Annotated in this window: 15 protein-coding genes; 4 read left to right on the top strand and 11 right to left on the bottom strand. The window is 46.6% G+C overall.

Features of this window, described 5'->3' with window-relative positions; all coding sequences use genetic code 11:
- Positions 1–210: 210 nt before the first annotated feature.
- Complete coding sequence (locus ACLQ6D_RS07380) at positions 211–1557, top strand: hypothetical protein (protein ID WP_411726643.1); 1347 nt, start codon at positions 211–213, stop codon at positions 1555–1557.
- A gap of 580 nt (positions 1558–2137) precedes the next feature.
- Here ACLQ6D_RS07380 and ACLQ6D_RS07375 read toward each other — a convergent pair.
- Entirely contained in the window at positions 2138–3859 is a 1722-nt protein-coding gene (locus tag ACLQ6D_RS07375; protein ID WP_411726642.1) for a proline--tRNA ligase, read from the bottom strand.
- 634 nt (positions 3860–4493) lie between these two features.
- Here ACLQ6D_RS07375 and ACLQ6D_RS07370 point away from each other — a divergent pair.
- Positions 4494–7985, top strand: a complete 3492-nt coding sequence (locus tag ACLQ6D_RS07370) for an EAL domain-containing protein (protein ID WP_411726641.1) — start codon at positions 4494–4496, stop codon at positions 7983–7985.
- 71 nt (positions 7986–8056) lie between these two features.
- Here ACLQ6D_RS07370 and ACLQ6D_RS07365 read toward each other — a convergent pair whose 3' ends face one another.
- Entirely contained in the window at positions 8057–8530 is a 474-nt protein-coding gene (locus ACLQ6D_RS07365) for a hypothetical protein (protein WP_411726640.1), read from the bottom strand.
- 246 nt (positions 8531–8776) lie between these two features.
- Between ACLQ6D_RS07365 and rimK the strand changes: the two genes are divergently transcribed.
- Both rimK and ACLQ6D_RS07355 read left to right on the top strand, forming a co-directional pair.
- Positions 8777–9709, top strand: a complete 933-nt coding sequence (gene rimK, locus ACLQ6D_RS07360; protein ID WP_411726639.1) for a 30S ribosomal protein S6--L-glutamate ligase — start codon at positions 8777–8779, stop codon at positions 9707–9709.
- Between the two features lie 335 nt (positions 9710–10044).
- On the top strand, positions 10045–12072 hold the full coding sequence (locus tag ACLQ6D_RS07355; protein ID WP_411726638.1) for a reprolysin-like metallopeptidase: 2028 nt from the start codon (positions 10045–10047) through the stop codon (positions 12070–12072).
- A gap of 213 nt (positions 12073–12285) precedes the next feature.
- Here the strand turns inward: ACLQ6D_RS07355 and ACLQ6D_RS07350 are convergent, their stop codons facing one another.
- The 9 genes from ACLQ6D_RS07350 to thpR all read right to left on the bottom strand — a co-directional run bounded on the left by ACLQ6D_RS07350 (position 12286) and on the right by thpR (position 18161).
- Complete coding sequence (locus tag ACLQ6D_RS07350; RefSeq protein WP_411726637.1) at positions 12286–12516, bottom strand: PA3496 family putative envelope integrity protein; 231 nt, start codon at positions 12514–12516, stop codon at positions 12286–12288.
- Positions 12517–12806: 290 nt separating this feature from the next.
- A complete protein-coding gene (locus ACLQ6D_RS07345) occupies positions 12807–13397 on the bottom strand; it encodes a hypothetical protein (RefSeq protein WP_411726636.1) in 591 nt (196 codons plus the stop codon).
- The gene (locus ACLQ6D_RS07340; protein ID WP_411726635.1) at positions 13394–13765 is read right to left on the bottom strand and encodes a hypothetical protein; all 372 of its coding nucleotides are present in this window, start codon (positions 13763–13765) and stop codon (positions 13394–13396) included. Before ACLQ6D_RS07340 ends, ACLQ6D_RS07345 begins: the two co-directional genes overlap by 4 nt.
- A gap of 86 nt (positions 13766–13851) precedes the next feature.
- Positions 13852–14850: a transglycosylase SLT domain-containing protein gene (locus tag ACLQ6D_RS07335; RefSeq protein WP_411726634.1), complete on the bottom strand. Its 999-nt coding sequence runs from the start codon at positions 14848–14850 to the stop codon at positions 13852–13854.
- A gap of 16 nt (positions 14851–14866) precedes the next feature.
- A complete protein-coding gene (locus ACLQ6D_RS07330) occupies positions 14867–15031 on the bottom strand; it encodes a hypothetical protein (protein WP_411726633.1) in 165 nt (54 codons plus the stop codon).
- Positions 15032–15152: 121 nt separating this feature from the next.
- Positions 15153–16193 carry an MJ1255/VC2487 family glycosyltransferase gene (locus tag ACLQ6D_RS07325; RefSeq protein ID WP_411726632.1) on the bottom strand — a complete coding sequence of 347 codons (1041 nt, stop codon included), beginning with the start codon at positions 16191–16193 and terminating at the stop codon, positions 15153–15155.
- Positions 16193–16714 (bottom strand): phosphatase PAP2 family protein, encoded by a 522-nt coding sequence (locus ACLQ6D_RS07320; protein ID WP_411726631.1) that lies wholly within the window; start codon positions 16712–16714, stop codon positions 16193–16195. Before ACLQ6D_RS07320 ends, ACLQ6D_RS07325 begins: the two co-directional genes overlap by 1 nt.
- Positions 16715–17200: 486 nt before the next feature.
- The gene (locus tag ACLQ6D_RS07315; protein ID WP_411726630.1) at positions 17201–17548 is read right to left on the bottom strand and encodes a phenylpyruvate tautomerase MIF-related protein; all 348 of its coding nucleotides are present in this window, start codon (positions 17546–17548) and stop codon (positions 17201–17203) included.
- 88 nt (positions 17549–17636) lie between these two features.
- Complete coding sequence (gene thpR / locus ACLQ6D_RS07310) at positions 17637–18161, bottom strand: RNA 2',3'-cyclic phosphodiesterase (protein ID WP_411726629.1); 525 nt, start codon at positions 18159–18161, stop codon at positions 17637–17639.
- Between the last annotated feature and the right edge of the window lie 362 nt (positions 18162–18523).

Here is an 18523-nt window from a genome sequence, read left to right as displayed (position 1 = left end):
AGGAATTTAGCAAGTAAATTATTGAATGTAGCCTAACATGGCGCTCAACCGGAGCGCGGTTATAAGACGGTTTTATTTTTTAGCTTCCCATGCCGCGCCCGGTTAGCTTTACGTTAGTGCCACTCCGGTCTTTGGGCCATGGCTGCGCTAGCATGTCAAGCAGATAGATCATCACGTTTGATCTTGAGCATACTGTATGGGAGAAATGAAATGAAATATTATCGCCTAAACACAAGCATACGCTCTTCTCGTCTACTAATGCGCCGAATGAATCTACTCACAGCCCTCGTTCTGCTCCTCATGCTGGGGAGTGCCTCCCCAGCTTTAGCTGACAGCCCGCACGAGGTGTGGGCGATTGACCAGTCAAACTCCCCGGGCAAGACCTTCGGGGGCCGGATTTTCATCTGGCAAGGAAACGAGATCGAGTCCCAGCCAGAGAGTGCCACTCCTGAGGTGATCGACCTCTCGGAGACCGTAAGTGACCTCTGCCTCACTGGAACGGGCGTTGCCCCCGTACGCCCGCATATGCTCGCTTTCAATGCGGATCAGACCCATGCAATTGTCTCCTTCGTCGCAACCGGCCACGTTGTCTTTCTGGACGCAAGCACACGGACGCCGCTCGCGTGCATCCGGACTTCACCCGGAGCGGGAGGCGCCCGCCAGGCCCACTTTGCCATCCCGTCGCCGGATCAGACCTACGTCGCGGTAGCGAACCAGAACGGAAAGCTGTTCGAACGAATCGACACGGACTACGCGACAAACACGTTCGTCCTGAATCCGGCGGCCACTATCAACCTGCTGACATGCACGACGCCAAACGGCGTACCTTGCGAGCTTCCGGGAGTCCGGAACGACAATGCGCCCATCTGTCCGATCATCGACTCCACTAGCCAGCTCTCGTTCGTGACCCTGCGGGGCGGTGGCCTCTTTGTCGTAGACAGCAAATCCACGCCCATGCAGATCGTCGCCGAGTACGATCGCGACACTATCCATCCGAATGGTTGCCTCGGTGCCGAGACTGCGGGAAAGATGTATATTGACTCGGGTGGCGGCACCCCTTCGAACCTCTTTGAAGCAGACCTCTACGCGCTACCACTGACTGCGTACTCGCCGGCCAATCCGCCCAATACGCCAGCCCCCAAGTTGATCTTCAGTGAAGATGTCGAGGATGCCGACACCCACGGTGCGACAGTCGTCCATCATGGGCGGTTCCTTTGGGTGGCCGACCGGGGCCGAAACTTTCTCTTCGTGGTGGATACGTCGAGGGACGTGATCGTGAACCGTATCAATCTGATTGGCGATGCAAGCAACGACCCGACCCCTGATCTCCTCTTCCCGTCGCCGCAGGGAACCCGTGTCTATATGTCGCTGCGCGGGCCGAACCCACTCACGGCAGACCCCCACGTCAGCACGGGAAGCACGCCCGGGGTCGGCGTGATCAAGGTAAAGCGTGGGGGGCGTGACGGCCGCTTCTTCGGAATCGCACCCGTGAGCAACGTCGACGCATCAGGCATTGAGCGAGCGGACATCCACGCTATGGCGGTGCGCAGGAAGTAGCAAAAAAGAATGGGGACAAGTCTTGCAATCATGAATCCGGTCTAACATGGCGCTCAAAGGGACGTGCCGTTTCGTGGCGGTTTTGCAGGTTTGTTTTTTATCTAAGCTTGGGTGGCTTCGTTTACTGTCCGTGAACGGCCCGCCCGGTTAGCTTTACGTTCGACTGGCCACTTTTCCCAGTAATTTGCTTAACGATTGTCAGCTTTTCAAGGTTGAGCAGCCACACAAAGTAAACAGGTGACTGTCTCTTGATGGCCGGTTTGAGCCGATCAATTAGTGAACTATTCCTTTTTACAGTGTAAGTAAAGTTCAAAACTTATTTCTGAACATGTGAGATCACATTCAGACTTTTACACATATTAGGCATTAGCCTAGTTATTGATCTATTGGCTTGTATTCAGTGCTGCTCACCTAAATGGTGTGAGCGTGTAGGGGCAGGCTTTGTGCCTGCCTGGGCAACCACTACAGCGCGGGTTCCATACCCGCCGTGGCACTTTCCACCATCTTTGGCGGTCGAAGGGACTACCCCTACGACATCAAACCCAACTGATTGTTTTTGTGTTAATTCTACAAAAACAAGCTAAACCGCGTTTTGAGCAAGTTTAGTCCGCAAAAAATCCATGATCTGGTCTAAAGGAATTTCTTCATTTTGCTGCTCAGTCCTTGATTTATATTCAACAAAACCCGCTTCCATTCCTCGATCGCTGATGATGATGCAATGCGGTATCCCTATCAGTTCCATATCAGAAAACATGAAGCCTGCACGTACTTTACGGTCATCGAACAACACATCGATACCTGCTTTCAGCATGTCCATATATAACTGTTCTGCGGCAGTTTTTAGTCGTCCTGATTTGTGCATATTCATGGGACAAAGGGCTGCTTGAAAAGGCGCGAGGCTTGCAGGCCAGATAATGCCTCTTGTGTCGTGATTTTGCTCAATGCTTGAGGCGACAACGCGGGAAATGCCGATCCCGTAACAGCCCATAACCATCGTCTGGTTTTTGCCTTCCTCGTTGATAATCCCGGCTTTCATTGCCTCGCTGTATTTTGTGCCTAGCTGGAAAATGTGTCCGACTTCAATGCCCCGTGCTATGTGGATTTTACCTTGACCATCCGGGCTGTTGTCACCTTCAACTACAATGCGAATGTCTTCAATTTGTGCTGGTACGGGTAAATCGCGTTCCCAGTTTACTCCAGTGAAATGCTGTCCATCCTGATTGGCGCCACAAACAAAATTAGCCATTGATGAGACACTGCGATCGACAATGATTTTCATCGTTAGATTGGTAGGGCCAATTGAACCGGGATTGCAGTGACAGCTCTGGAGAATTTCGGCATCGCTGGCAAAAGTGAGCGGTGAGGCAATACCGGCAATTTTTTCCGCTTTGATAGGGTTCAGTACGTGATCGCCCCTCAACAGCAGGGCAACCAGATTGTCATCGTCGCCCCTGACTATCAGGGTTTTGAGACATTGCTGGGTAGGAATATTTAAAAATTGGCTGACGGCTTCAATACTATGTTGCCCAGGTGTGCTGACTTTTTTGAGCTCGACGTTAGCCGCAGTGCGGTTGTCACTCGGCATGACCGCTTCGGCTTTCTCGATGTTGGCGGCGTAATCGCTGCCATCGGAGAACGCGATTGCGTCTTCGCCAGATTCAGCCAAGACATGAAACTCGTGTGACACTGCGCCGCCGATAGAACCGGAGTCCGCGATTACGGCGCGAAACTTCAAGCCAAAACGGGTGAAGACGGTGGTATAAGCCTGGTGCATGAGGTCATAGGTATCCTGGAGGGATTCCTGGCTTAAGTGAAAGGAATAAGCATCCTTCATAATAAATTCTCGGCAGCGCATCACGCCAAAACGAGGGCGGATTTCATCACGAAATTTAGTCTGGATTTGATAATACGTGATGGGCAATTGCTTGTAACTTTTGATTTCGTTACGCGCCAGATCGGTAATAATTTCTTCATGCGTAGGCCCCAGACAAAAATCGCGGTCATGACGGTCTTTCAGGCGAACAAGTTCAGGGCCGTATTTCTCCCAACGTCCTGTTTCTTGCCATAGCTCTGCCGGTTGCAGAGCGGGCATCAGCACCTCAAGGGCGCCAGCTTTATCCATTTCTTCCCGGACAATCGCTTCAACTTTTCTCAGTACCCTCAGGCCTAAAGGTAACCAGGTGTAAAGCCCGGTTGCCAGTTTACGGATAAGTCCCGCCCGTATCATCAATTGATGGCTGACAACGACGGCATCGGCAGGAATTTCTTTAACGGTATTGAGCGGGAATTGGGAAGTGCGCATGTGCTTTCTTGATGGCAAAAAACAAGCATTTTACAGGGTTAGTCTCTATTTCGTACCCTTACTTGCTAAATCAAATTGCTGAGGGGACAGGTGACAAATTATTTTGTTTTCAAAGAAGGGAGCAGGGGCACATGTCAAAGACAAAGTGACTTGGGAATTGGCTATTTCATATATAATCAAGTGGGGATCATTATTGGTAAAGGTGTGTTTTTAGGGTGTTCATCCGATAAATAATCGGGGTGTTTCGCTAATGCTATTTAAAACGCTTATCGTGCGTAAGATTTTTTGATGCTCATTTCTTGGAGCGTAGGTAACTACACAAGTCTTATCGCCGTCATTCCGGCATGGATTGGCGGAGTGGATTCCATATCTTCTTCCGCACTTCCCCCATCCATGGATGGTCGCCGGAATCCAGGACACAGGGATGCGAAAAACAGCTAAATTAAGGGTTCCATGTGACTAAAAAGTGTATGGCAATATCTGGCATTGCCAATCCATGGCTTCTGGATCTCGGCAATCCAATCCCTGCCGAGATGACGAGTTGTAATGTTTAACTTGATGGGATGAGTATTGAAATTTAATCATGCCTATGGCTAAGCCGCACGATAGTTGGTTGAATAATTGGCGGTATATTGTGTTAACCACACTGTTGTTTTATGCGGCAGGCTGGTTAACATTCCCTTTGACGTGGTCTCAGGGCCATGTTGGCGCTGTTTGGCCACCTGCGGGAATCGGGCTAGGCGCTATGCTGCTATGGGGTTATGCGGCGCTGCCCGGCATCTATCTGGCTGATCTGTTGCTTAATTATGAGGCGTTTTACACAGCGGATACGCCATTCAAGCAACTTATTTTTTTTCTTAGTCCACTGAGCAATGCCCTACGATCCTGGTTAGGCTGCCTTCTCGTCAAACGGTTCGCTGACTTTCCTAACGAGCTGGTTTCGTTACGGTCAATCTTACTGTTCTTTTTTTTAGCAGGCCCAGTTGCCACTTTTGTTCCTGCGGTGTTTGGTGTAACGGTATTGCTTTTAACTGATGCCATTACCGAACAAGACCTCGTGTTCACTTTTTTGGCCGGATGGGTGGGGGACTGCTCTGGTATTGCCGTTTTTACCCCCTTGTTTTTCGTGGTTTTTAATAAGTCGCACCGGATATGGCGGCAGCGGTTGTTTTCTCTGGGAGTGCCGTTAACTGTTGTTTTTCTGGTGGTCGCGATGGGTTATTTATATGCCCAGAGCAAGGAGTTGGAACGGTTAGATAAGATTATCGGCAATCAGACGGAATCAGTCAAAAACGGCTTGCAGGATGAATTTCTGATTCAGTTATCTACCTTGGGCAGTTTCAAAGACATGACTGCACTGGGGAAGATGTCAAACGAGACTTATTTTCGTATTAGTGCACAAACGGATTTAAAACAACATCTCGATATGGTTCATATTGAGTGGTTGAAGGCTGTAAAAATTAATGAAGGTTACCGTTTCGTCAGACAGTTTGCTGAGTCTATTGAGAGCAGCCCTTCAGGCGGTTTTAATTCAATTCCTGAGTTAGTCAATACGCTGAATATCAAACAGGATGTTATTGCTATGCTAATGGGCAAACAACAATACCTGATTGCAGTGCCTAGCTACGAAACGGGGCTTAATACCTGTGAGTGCGTTAAAGGAGTAGTGGTCGGTGTTTTTGATATCAAAGAATCCCTGCATGGCGCAATGCGTCGAGGCAATTACAAACATATCGCTGTTAAACTGATGGATGATGTCAGCAATCCCAAGTTCATATCCATTTTTGGATTAAATGATGGCCAAGAAACCGCCGATCCTTTCGGGCTTACCAAACTGGAAACAGTAAACTTCGGTAATCAGCGCTGGTTTTTGCAAGTTATGCCGGACAAAAACTTCCTGGTCGAGCATTATTCTTGGTCTCCCTGGCAATTATTGATGGGAGGGATGTTTCTGACCGGATTCGTGAGTATCGGTTTGTTGGTGTTGACCGGGCATACTGAATCGGTTGCTAGCCAAGTGGATAAACGTACCCTGGAGCTCAGGCGCAGCAACCTCAAATTGGCGGCGCGGGAGCGGCAATTCAGGAAATTGGTGCAAACCCAATCGGCGATTGTGTGGCGGGCCGATCCAGTGACTTTCAGATTTTTATTTGTCAGCGACGAAGCGGTTAGTATTTTAGGATACCCTGTCAAACCTTGGCTGGAAGAACCTGATTTTTGGCAGAAGCACATCCATGCGGATGACAAGGAAACCGTCTTGAATGTTTGTGCGGAAGGCATTATCAGCACGAGAAATCACAGTTTCGATCAGGAATATCGAATGATTGCCGCAGATGGCCATATGGTCTGGTTGCGCGACGTCGCGACGTTGGTGGTTGACGCAGGCGTGATTACCGAGTTGTACGGCTTTATGATCGATGTCACCCGCCAAAAGCATTCTGAAGAGCAATTACGGCTGGCAGCCAATACCTTCGAAAGTCAGCAGGGCATCATGATTACCGATAAGGATGCCAATATCTTGCGGGTCAACAAGGCATTTACCCAGATCACCGGTTTTTCGCCCCAGCAAGTTATTGGCGGGAATCCCAGGCTTTTGAAGTCCGGGCGGCATGACCAGGCGTTTTTTGAAAATTATTGGGAACAACTGTTATCCAACGATAAATTTGAAGGCGAAATCTGGAACCGCCGAAAGAATGGCGAGATTTACCCAGAGTGGCAAACGGTCACCGCAGTCAGGAATGAGCTAGGCGAAGTGAGCCACTATGTGTCTGTTTTCTCGGATATTACCGAAAAGAAAAATGCGGAAGACAAGATTCATAGTATGGCTTTTTACGATCCCTTGACTAAGCTGCCCAACCGACGCTTATTGTTGGACCGGTTCGATCAGGAATTAGCCATTGCCAAACGGCACAAGCAATATGGCGCGGTGTTATACCTTGATTTGGATCATTTTAAAATACTGAATGATTCGCAAGGCCATTTGGTAGGCGATGAATTATTGATACAGGTTGCAGAACGCCTGTCGTCAGTGCTTAGGGAGGAAGATACGCCAGCCCGCTTAGGCGGCGATGAATTTGTGGTTTTGTTGCATGCCAATTCGGAAAACTTAGCCGCAGCCGCCGACCATGCCATGACTGTTGCCGAAAAGATTCGCGAACAACTCAATACCCCATTCGCATTGAATCAATACCAGCATCAAATCGGCGTCAGCCTGGGTATCGCGCTTTTTCCTGAAGACCAGGGAAGCCCCGATGAGGTATTGCAGCAAGCGGATACGGCCATGTACCGGTCTAAATCCAGTGGCCGGAACGCCATCAGCTTTTTCCAGCCGAGTATGCAGGAAGCCGCAGATTTGCGTTTAAGCCTGGAGCAAGACCTAAGAGGAGCCATCGACCAGGGACGGTTTATCCTTTGTTATCATCCGCTAATGGATGCAAAGGGCAATATGGTAGGTGCCGAGGCCTTAATACGTTGGGAAGACAAGATTAAAGGCAGGTTGTCGCCAGCGGATTTTATTCCCGTTGCCGAGGAAAGTAACCTCATCCTGACCATAGGCAAATGGGTGCTGATAGAGGCTTGCAGCCAGATTAAAATGTGGGAAGACGATGGCCTCGGTATCCTACCTTATCTGTCGATCAATGTAAGTTCCCGTCAGTTCAGGCAACAAGATTTCGTTGGCCAAGTCAAACATGCGATTGAAAGCACCGGTATAGCGCCTTTTCGCTTGGGTATTGAGTTGACCGAAAGTGTCATGATTGTCGATATCGAAGACACCGTTGCTAAAATGAAAGCCCTGAAATCTCTGGGTGTTTCAATTGCCGTGGACGATTTTGGCACAGGTTACTCCTCCCTGGTGTATCTGAAACAGTTGCCGCTGGATGTGTTAAAAATTGATAGGGGCTTTGTCAGGGATATCCTGAACGACTCCAGCGACGCGGTCATCGTGGAAACCATTATAGGTATGGCAAAACATTTGAACATACAGGTTATCGCAGAAGGTGTGGAAACAGCGGAACAATTGGCTTCTTTAAAGCAGAAAGGCTGTTCTGTTTTTCAAGGTTATTATTTCGACCAGCCCTTGACAGCAGCCAATTTTGCGGAGAAGTATTTAAAAAAATCACTATAGGTACAAGGTTTATAGTCTTGGCTTGAAGGCGTAAGCCTGCTGTTTTGTACCTTGAACCCTGTGCCTTGCGCCTATTTGGGTTTAAGACAGCCGGATAAAGCGTATCGTATGGTCAGTAAGGTCATCATGACCGGATATAGCAGAAAATGCTTTTCAAAATTAAGCGTGACCAAGACGCACACCATCACAAACCAGGGCTGCACAACGCCTGAGTCAACGATAGCTTGCATGCGTTGCAAGCTATCCCGATCAATTTTATGGCGCTGCCCGATGAAAAATAAGGCGGCAAACGCAATGATCAATGCGAAATAAACGGGAAAGAAAAAGAAAATGGGCGAATCTTTGACGAACAGCGGTTTCCAGTTAGCAAACCAAGCCAATAAAATGCTGCTGGAAAAAATATCATAACTGATTTTTTCAGGCACAATCTTAAAAAACCTACCGATAATCGTAACTATCGCAATCGTTAAACCGCCGTAAATAACAACGGGCGAGACCAGTGCAAGCTGTAACTGGCTTCCGGTTTGTACAATAAGCGCCAACACAAGGCAAAGGGCAACAAAAACGGGCATGGCTGTTTATGAGAAATACTCAATAAAAATCGATTTGCTTATTAAGGAATAAGCAGTATTAGTTTAGCTGAAAATATTCTTATGCAGATTACTTTTGTGATATGCAAGAGTTTCATGGATCAGTAATTAAGCCATCGACTAGTGATTCTTTCTAATGCGGCTTGCCATATTTCATGCCAGAATAAGCGACTTTTAGCACTCTTGTTTGATAGCTGATTAATGAAGATCGCAATTTTGTCCCGCAATGCCAAACTATATTCGACCATACGCTTAGTCGAAGCCGCTGAAGAACGCGGACATGAGGTCAGGGTGTTGGATGTCTTAAGGTGTTATATGAATATTACTTCGCATAACCCTTCTATCCATTATCGGGGCGAAGCATTGAGGGGATTTGATGCTGTTATACCCCGAATAGGCGCTTCCGTGACTTTCTACGGTACGGCCGTGTTACGGCAGTTTGAGATGATGAATGTATTGCCGTTGAATGAGTCTGTGGCGATTTCACGCGCCCGCGATAAATTGCGTTCAATGCAGTTGCTTGCCAGAAAAGGCATAGGGTTGCCGGTGACAGGATTTGCCAATAATCCCGATGATATTACCGACCTTATCACTCAAGTGGGCGGTGCGCCGCTGGTCATCAAATTATTGCAAGGCACCCAGGGAATTGGCGTGGTGTTGGCTGAGACCCATAATGCCGCAGAAAGCGTTATCCAGGCGTTTATGGGGCTAAGGGCCAACATCATGATTCAGGAGTTTATCAAGGAAGCAGGCGGCAGCGATATTCGCTGTTTCGTGGTCGGAGATAAGGTGGTCGCGGCGATGAAACGGCAGGGCTGTGAAGGTGAATTTCGGTCGAATTTACACCGTGGTGGGTCTGCTTCTCTAGTGCGGCTGACACCCGAAGAGCGTTCCACCGCCGTAAGAACGGCAAAAAGTATGGGTTTGAATGTGTGTGGCGTTGATATACTCCGCTCCAATCATGGCGCCGTGATTATGGAAGTCAATTCTTCACCTGGGCTACGTGGAATTGAAGAGGTTAGCGGCAAAGACATCGCCGGACTGATTATTCAGTTTATTGAAAAACGATTTGAGTCATTGGAAACGGCGCCCCTAAAATCGCCTGTCCGGACACGTACACGGGGGAAAGGTTAAGTCGCGCCTCAAAAAATTCAGTACGGTATCTACCATTTACTCGCTTTAGGTCGTGATAAGCGATGCTTAAGTGAACTGATTTAGAATTATCTCGTTTGCAATTTTCGGTCGATTCAGCAGTTTTTTGATTGGAAAGTAATAAGCTAGAACTACTTCACAAAAACAATTTTAACAGAATGTTATAGTAACGTAGTTCCATACTGTTTATGTAATAATTTTTGTATTGGTTTCGGTGCAAACTTTAGTAAACGGAGATTAACGAAAAAGTTTTCCTCATTCAGCAAGTTGGTTATGTTGATATGCTTGCTGAAGTCCAAAATCCAATGGTGGCAAAAATGAAAGACAAATTAGAGCCAAAAACAACGTTTTTAGCAGCGACAATACTTGCAACTTTTTCAATCGGTGTATTGGCAAACGAAACAGTTTCACTGATCAAAGAACAGTCCCACGAAATCTACCATGTCGTAAAAAATAAAACCTTGTTGGCGGCAACTAATCAATTAGCCAACCGTACAGGAATTACATTCAAAATCAATCACGCTGTTGAAAATGATGTTATCAATCAGAAGCTCGCAGCTGATGATTGGAAAAGCGCGCTGATCCAACTCCTGCAGGGCTACAATTACACGACTGAAATGGACCGGGGCTTCATCAAAACAGTGGTTATCACTGGCCGTAACGGTAGCGGACATGATAACGTGACAACGCCGATGGTAGAAACAGGCCTCGTCGTGGTTGAGCCCGATTTTTCTAAAAAATTGCCCGGCAAATACAAAAACTTTAATGCGGGTTCTGTAATGAATGTTTATTTACCAATAAAGGAACTTGCCAGTATCCCTGTGGGGGAAGACCTGACATTAGATTTGCCTATCGGCCAATATAAAGTAAAACACGATGATTTTGTCGATCATGGCGATGGTAGTTCAACCTGGATTGGCTATCTGGATGAGGAAGGCAAAGGCTATCGAGTTTACTTATCACAAGGCGATACAGGTGTGATAGGTAATGTTTACACACCCGATGGCGCTTACAACATTGAAACCGTTGATGGTCAAACCGTGATTGTCGATCTCGAAAGATCAGGTTTGCAATCTGCAGGTTTTGAAAATGACGACGCCGAACCCACTGCCAACGCTTTGATGGATGCAGGCGTTAAAACGGCAGATGATATTATCACCGACTTAAAGGCTGCAGCCGATTCTGCGCGTACAAAAGCCAATGCCTTAGCTGCGGAAGCTAAATCTTTATATACCAAGTACTTGCAAGCGGTAACCGCCGCAAACAACACCAAAAACCAGGTAAGCTACCTCAACGCAGTGGTCGCCAAAGCCAAAGCCAATCTTGCAACTGCTCAGGCAATGTTGAATAAATCACCTAAAAGCTCAGCCTTAAAAAACAACGTAAAAATTGCGGCTACCACTTTAAATAGCGCACATAGAGCTTTGGCTAAAGCAGTTTCAACTAACAATAGTGCCCAAAAGAATGTCGCTACATTATTGGCGGACTATAACAAAAAACTTGCTGAAGCTAAGGCCGCAGAAGCCAACGCCAAAACCGCTGAAGCTGCCTATGCCGCGCAATTGGCGAAAACTGGGTCAGGTACTTCCACAACAACTGGCTCAGCCATTGCCACGGTTGTCGATTTAATGGTGTTGTATACCACAACAAATCAAACTGCCGACTACGCCAAACAACGCATTCAATATCTGGTTGATGTTTCCAATCAGGCTTACAAAGATTCAGGAATCAACTTGAGCCTGAGATTGGTTCACGCTCGCCCAACCGGTTACGTCGAGAATAACGCCAATTCGCAAGCACTGGATGATTTGGCCAATGATCGTGGCGCTTTCGCAGGTACAGCAGCGGTGCGTAATCAATATGGTGCCGACTTAGTGATGTTGTTCAGGCCTTTGTATGCCCAAACCTCCGATGGCTGTGGAATGACGTATGTTGGTTTTGCTAACGGTGGTAATGGTATTCCAAATTTTGGTTACGGTACTATCGGGGATGGATACTCAAAAGATGCCTTGTCCAGTTATTATTGTGGGCCAAATATCTTTACCCATGAGATTGGACACAGTCTAGGCAATGTTCATGATCGTGAATACAGCGGCTTTGCTGGCAAATATCCTTACTCCTATGCTTGGGGGATAAATGGTAAATTCGGCACTATCATGAGTTACTATGGCCCGTCCATCATGTTGTTTTCAACGCCTGAGTTGGCCACCCAATGTGCAGGGACACCCTGTGGTTTCGCGGAAGGTAGTGCCAATTCTTCTGACCAAGTCAGTACGACAAACGACACCGCGCCAATTGTTGGTGGCTATAAACCAACTACTGTCAGATTTCCGGTAATTGAATAAGTGTTATGCCCGTACGTGATATAGTCAAAAATTGATGCAGATCTATTTTCTGCTTCTGTCTGGAAACTGTTTTTTATATAAGAGTTTGTAAAAAATAATATTTTGTGGGGGAATGGATCAGGGACAGGCCACTGTTTTACATTCGCTAAACTTTGGTCTGTCGCCAAATACCCTCTATTACCCTAGGTTAAGGCTGAACTAAAAACTGACCGCTCAAAAACCAAATTCAGAATCATCAAAGTCTTCAAATTGTTCTCTTAAACGTCTCTTTTCCCAATAAATTTCAATTTTTCTGCGGGCATCTCTCCTGATGGTTTCTTTTTCAATGCCATCAGCGAGCGATACAAATTCACCTTCTTCGAAAATATCGCCAGCATCGTGTTCAATCTCTGTAGTGTTCTGCGGGTCAGGTTTTCCGGCGGGTTTAGAAGTATCTTTTGTCATTATTGATAACCTCACATCAAAAATTCTCTCGTTTTATCGCAACACAAGCACCTACAGCAAGAGGGTATGCCTTCAACATCGCATACAATAGTAGCTGATTTACGATAAATAAAAAACGCCACTTTCCATTTTGCTTGTTGCTAACAATCAGTCAACTATAGTCGGCCATTCTTAAAGAGAATGACTAAACTTGGAAAGTATCGTTCCTTACGATTACGGGAAAGGATGGGGGATGCACTTGAGATTTTCAAGGTCTCTGAGGAGGTGGTTAAACTCAAGATTTATTATGTTTATGATAAAGATCGATTTATCGAATCAGTCTTTAGGCTTGTGGGTAAAGACTGGCTGTTATCTTGATTAATTAACTTCAAGGTATTTTCAGGCAGTTTTTCGCCTAGCGCACCCGTGCGGTAAAGGCGGGTTTCTTCATGCACGGTTGTCATGAATTTAATTAGCTGGGCTTCGTGCCTTATTTTTTCTTCCAAATCTTCCGTCTCCCACATCGTGTTCAATAGCGATTTTGCATGATGGTGGATGGTGTGGGCGATTGCATCAGGAAGGTGGGCGTAGCTGGTTTGTAGTGCCAGCTTGAGATGGTTCAAAGATTCTAGGTATTGCTGATAGTCCTTGATATCTTCTTTGCAGCGGGTTTTCAACATGACAAGTTCGGCATGTTGCCGCGTTTTCAACAAGGCAATTTCGTGCGCCAACAGCACACTTTTTTTGGCCATGTTGGCTGCCAAGTTTTTTTCGGCAAGTATACGTGCGTGCGAGAGTTTTATCTGCTGATCCTGGTTTGCAGCTTGCCAATGGAGGTTTTTATCCTTGATCGAATGGAAAAGGTTAACAATATTATGAATCTGTTCTTTTAAGGTTTTCATGATGCCGCAGATTTTTGACCGTTCTTTTTTAGAAGGTGTTTGCGCTTTTGTAGGTTGAAATACAGCAAGCGGGCTTTTTTAAACTGGAAGAGCCGATTGAGGCGATTAATCCTGCTCGTATAAAATAACAACCTTCGTTCCATGCGTTGTCGGGTGGAAAAATAATCGTAAAGGGAAACGGTAATTAATTTGCCTAGCAAACCTAAGCCAGCCAGCAATAGCAGGAAAAAAGCGCATAACAACACCATCGAGCCAAGTTGCGATGCTTGATCAGCAAGATTTGATATCGTTAGCCGATCGAGAACGATAGCCAGCAAAAAATTAGCAATCGAGCCCAATATCAGCAGTAAAGAAAATCTAATAATCAAAACACTGACCGAAAAGTTAGGGGCGTTTTATCAGGCCGTAAGGCTACCTGAAACAATTATCATTGAAAACAGCGTCCAAGCAATTGTTAAGGCAAGCCCGGTACGCCTAGCTGTTGTATTTGCATAGCGTTATTGCCTTCTTCGTAAGCGGGAAGTTTACCTTGTTTTTGCCAAAGTCGAAATGCCAAAGCATAAGACAATACCCGGATAGGATAATCGCGGGGCAGTAACTGTAAATAAGGTTGAATGGTAATAAAATCAGTCACGCCGTATTTTTTCATGATGAAGCGAAGTCCGCCACTAGCGGGGCCTATGTTGTAGGCAAGCAAGCCAAGAAACACATCATCCTTCATTTCTGCCAGATAATGCTTGAAGGTGGCGGCGGCGATGAAGGCATTATGTCGATGATCGAATAAAGATAACCGATCAGTGTCCAAGTGTTCTTTGGCTTCTTCCAGTACGAATTTAGGTACCGCCGTGATTTGGAATAAACCGTGACCGCCATCATTACTGTCCCTGGGCTTGAAAGAAGACTCGGTTGCGGCAATTCCTTGCAGCAGGTTTTGGTCTACGTCAAATTCCGCAGCAGCCTCCGCAATCGCGGCATTATAAGGTTCTGCCCGTTGCATCATTTTGTGCAAATTGGCTGAATTATAGCGTCGGTAAGCGGCGAACACTTGATGATTGAGAGTGACCCGGCTGGCTTCTTCCTTGCCGCCAACCAAGGTGCGGAACTGGCCGATGGACTGGGTGGGCAGTGCTTGCCCAGAAATCAATGCAACCGCCAAAACAAGGCCGATTGCAGTCATAGGAATCAACATGGGTGAATGGTTTTTTAAATAGCTACGCAGTTTCCACCAGGTAATGAGGAAAATTGACGATGCCAGGATCAACGCCATAACGCCTGCCGCAAATGGCAGTAAACTGCCTAGAAAACTGGTGCCGGAAAACCAATTTGCAGCATTCCCCAGTACGACGACGATTGCATAGATGGCTATGGTGGCTAGGGCTAGCGTTTCAGACGTGACGAACAGAAGTTTTTGCCGGAAATTATGGGGTGGAACAGTGACTGCCGATTTTCGCATGGATCGTTTGCGCGGCTTACGCTTGGGCTTCGAGTGGTTGCCGCTTATTGATTTCGTGGGGGGTGTTACGGGCTTGTTCATTTAAGGATGGTGAATGTTTTCTCTTAATATCCAGGATGTTTGGGATTGCGTAGAGCAAATATAAGGCACAAGGATAATGTAGACTGAAATCTGCTTTCATGGCAAATAGTAAGTCAATTTCTACAGAATTTGTTGGTAGCATGATAATAAACGTGTAAGCAGGCTGCAAATTTAGGGCAAATAGGAGCTATTTGATTTTTATTCGAGTCCTTGGATAGAAGTTAATGGTGGATATGCTTAATGTCCACCGTGTTCCAAATATTTTCAACATAATCGATATCCATATCGGGCATACCATCCTGTATCCATTCAACCAGTATTTTTGCCGTATTGGGGTAAGTAATCTTAACAGCATGGGCATCATGCAACCAGTGGTCAATCGCCGCTCCGTTAATGTCATTCATGACGTGCCCATATCCAAGCTGGTGTAATGCAGCCGCATTCGAGATTTGTTCCATCTGGGCATGAAGGGGCTTTGCCAAGATTTTTTTCCCCATCTGCAATGCCTCACTGGCAAGCTCAAACCCGGCATTGCTGATGATGCCTGAACAATCAATGAGGTCTTGTTGAAACCCTTCACGGGATAAGGGCTTGCAGATAATATTAGCAGTTTTGGATGGCACGACTTCCGAGGTATAGATGTGAAATTCAAACAGATTGAAAGGTGACAAATGCGCAATCACTTCCCGGGTATCTTCAAATGGAAGATACACAATGATTTTGTTCTTTACGGCCTCTTTTGATTCTTCGTGGGTTTCGATGATGGGCGGCAACACGGGTTGCCCAAAATGATGCCAATGTAGGCCCACGCCGGTGTCCACAGGCGCGTAGAATTTCATGACCAATTCAGCCAGTGGATCAGAACCTTCCCTGGGTATCTTATGTTTGAATGCGTACTGATGCCCGATACCCAAGACTGGTACGCCCTGGGCTTTTGCCGCCCAAGCCGTAACGGGCTCAAAGTCGCTGATGACCAGGTCATAGTCCCTTAAATCCAGCTTTTTTACGTCCTTTACAAAAGTAATGGGTTTGGAAGTCAACACCGTTTTCACGTAGCTGACTTGTCCCTTATTGACAGAAAACGTCAGCCCGTGACGCAGTTGGTGGCCATTAAAAACCGCCATGTCAAAATATTTGTCGAAAGCACGACCCGTAAACTGGAAGTCAACCTCAATGCCTGCCTTAAAAAGTTCTTTTGCCATCACTCTGGCACGGGTGATATGTCCGTTGCCAGTTCCTTGAACACCATAAAAAATACGCATTAAATAATCTGTCCTATGCTGAAAAATGCGATTGTGATACCCATGACACAGCCAACCAGTATGTCAGTGGGGAAATGTACGCCCAGTGCTACACGGGAAAAACCGACTAACCCGGCCCAGCAGCATAGCGGTATCAAAAGATAAGGGAAAAAGTGACCTAGCAAGGTCGCCATCAGGAACGCTGCCGATGTGTGGCCTGACGGGAAGCTGAACTTGTCTGAAGGCGTGATAAAACTGTGGAAATTTTTTAATGCCGCCTCCGGCCTATTACGCTTGAAGCCGTTTTTTAGGACAAAATAGGCTGGCCTTTCGATGGAAAAAGCCAACAGGATAGCTTGCAAAGGCGCGTTTCGCGACCCTTCATGCCAATACAGCAAGGCCATGACCAGGATATACAATTCCCCGTCACCCGTTCTTGACACGTACCGGGAAACCTTAGCCAAACTGTTATGGATGCTGGCATTGATGAGCCAGGAAAACATAAAGACATCGTACTTATGAATCGCATAAAGCAGTTTCATATTGTCCTCCCAAGGGCTAGTCCTGGGCTGGCCGACTACGATGACGTAGCGGAACAACCAAGAGTCCACCAACTATTTAGATTTCAATTGGGAAGATTAAGGTTCTTTTGTGACAGCGGCGTGACTGTTTATTGAAGATTGTGTGACAATTTAATCAAAGCTGATCGTCGGCTTTGATTAAAATACCCTCTCCCACTGGGAGAGGGCTATAAGCATGTGATATTAAACCCCTCATCCCCCCGGCCTTCTCGGGAACTGCTCCTGCGTTGCCAAGCCACATGGACGCGGTGAATGTGGAAAATGCAGGAGCATTTTTCCACCTACTACCTACATCCATGTAGGCATCCCTCTGGAGAAGGGGCAAATATTAAGCGACAATAAAGGCTAAAACTTGTATGCGACACAGGGCTAAACCTTCACAGTGTCGGAAATAAGCCCTCTCCAGAGGGAGAGGGTTGGGTGAGGGAAATTCGATAATCCCCCCCGCTATCCAAAGGTTGAACCATTCCAGCCCCAGTAGTCCCCTGGACAATTGCTGAACTCGATATAAATACGGTCGCCATTCAGTTGCAGGCTATCTTTTAATATTTGGCTAACAGCCGCAGAGATTGATTTTGCCTGGCTTGCGCTGAGTCCAATGCTTTTACATTCCAGGTAAGCCAACGGCCCGTTAGTGCCAGCAAACAGCATCGCCTTATTTTCCATCAGCTCTACCATAACGTAGTGCTCCGGCTTCCCTGTTTCTTGCGCCATTAGTTTAGAAAGCTCACTTAACAATTTAGGTGATTGTTGGCTTGAGATAGTCACGTTAGTGTTTAGTTTTAGATAAGGCATTGTTTTACCTCATGTATATTAGGATAAAGAAAGTGGTAGTTTATAGCAAAAAAGCTGGTTAAGTGCCCACTATTTTTGGGTTTATGAGTTATTTGGCTACCCACTGTTCGATAATCCGGTATTCGACACCGTTTGACAATGGGCAGGATTCAACCAGACAGAAGGACTTGGAATGCCATATTATCGGTTCAAATTCCAGTGTCATCGGTTCCTTCGCCTTTTTGGCCAATGTAACGTGCGGCTTGAAGGGACGTTCATCGATAGGAATATCCAGCTTTCTGGCTACGATTGCTAAATTATCCACCAGCGCCATTAACTTTGGGCTGTTGTCAGTTGCGGTCAAACATAAAACACCGGGCTTTTTCCAGAAGTTGAGATGATCGAATCGAAGGGTTATTTTAGGGACTGGGATAATCGCCACCTCTTCTCTAAAAGCAATTTCTTTATCAGTAGTTATGTTGCCTAAGAATAACAGCGTCACATGCAGGTTGGCAGGGTTAACCGGCCTGATTTTGCCATTGTTGATGGCCCGCGTAATTTTTACGCATTGCTGCCGAATCATATCGTCCGGCCAAAGGGCAAAAAATAGGCGTTTCATATGGATTTCGTTCATATCAGTTTTAAATAAGGCGGTTTCAAGCTCCAAGCGCCAACCCCCCCCCATAAACCTAAAAAAATCAATTAGATTTGATGGTTATTCACTGTCAGGCCAATCCCTTGTGGTTGCCCTGACAGGCACAAGGGGGGGCGGATAACCCCGTGGTTGCCCGGATAGACACGGGGTTATCCGGGCAGGCACAAGGCCTGCCCCTACAGTGCTCCCACCATTTGGGTGATTTATTATATTTCTTACATTCAACACATAAGTGCAATTCATTTTCAACTGGATTGAAAAGGGCTAGCTGCTATAGTTCAAGGCTTTTTTCAATCCGACCAAAGATGAAGGGGCTTATGAAAGGCTATAAACAGCTAACC

This window comes from Methyloglobulus sp. (genome assembly GCF_046714055.1).
GTDB lineage: Bacteria > Pseudomonadota > Gammaproteobacteria > Methylococcales > Methylomonadaceae > Methyloglobulus.
This window is presented reverse-complemented; position numbering and strand designations above follow the sequence as displayed.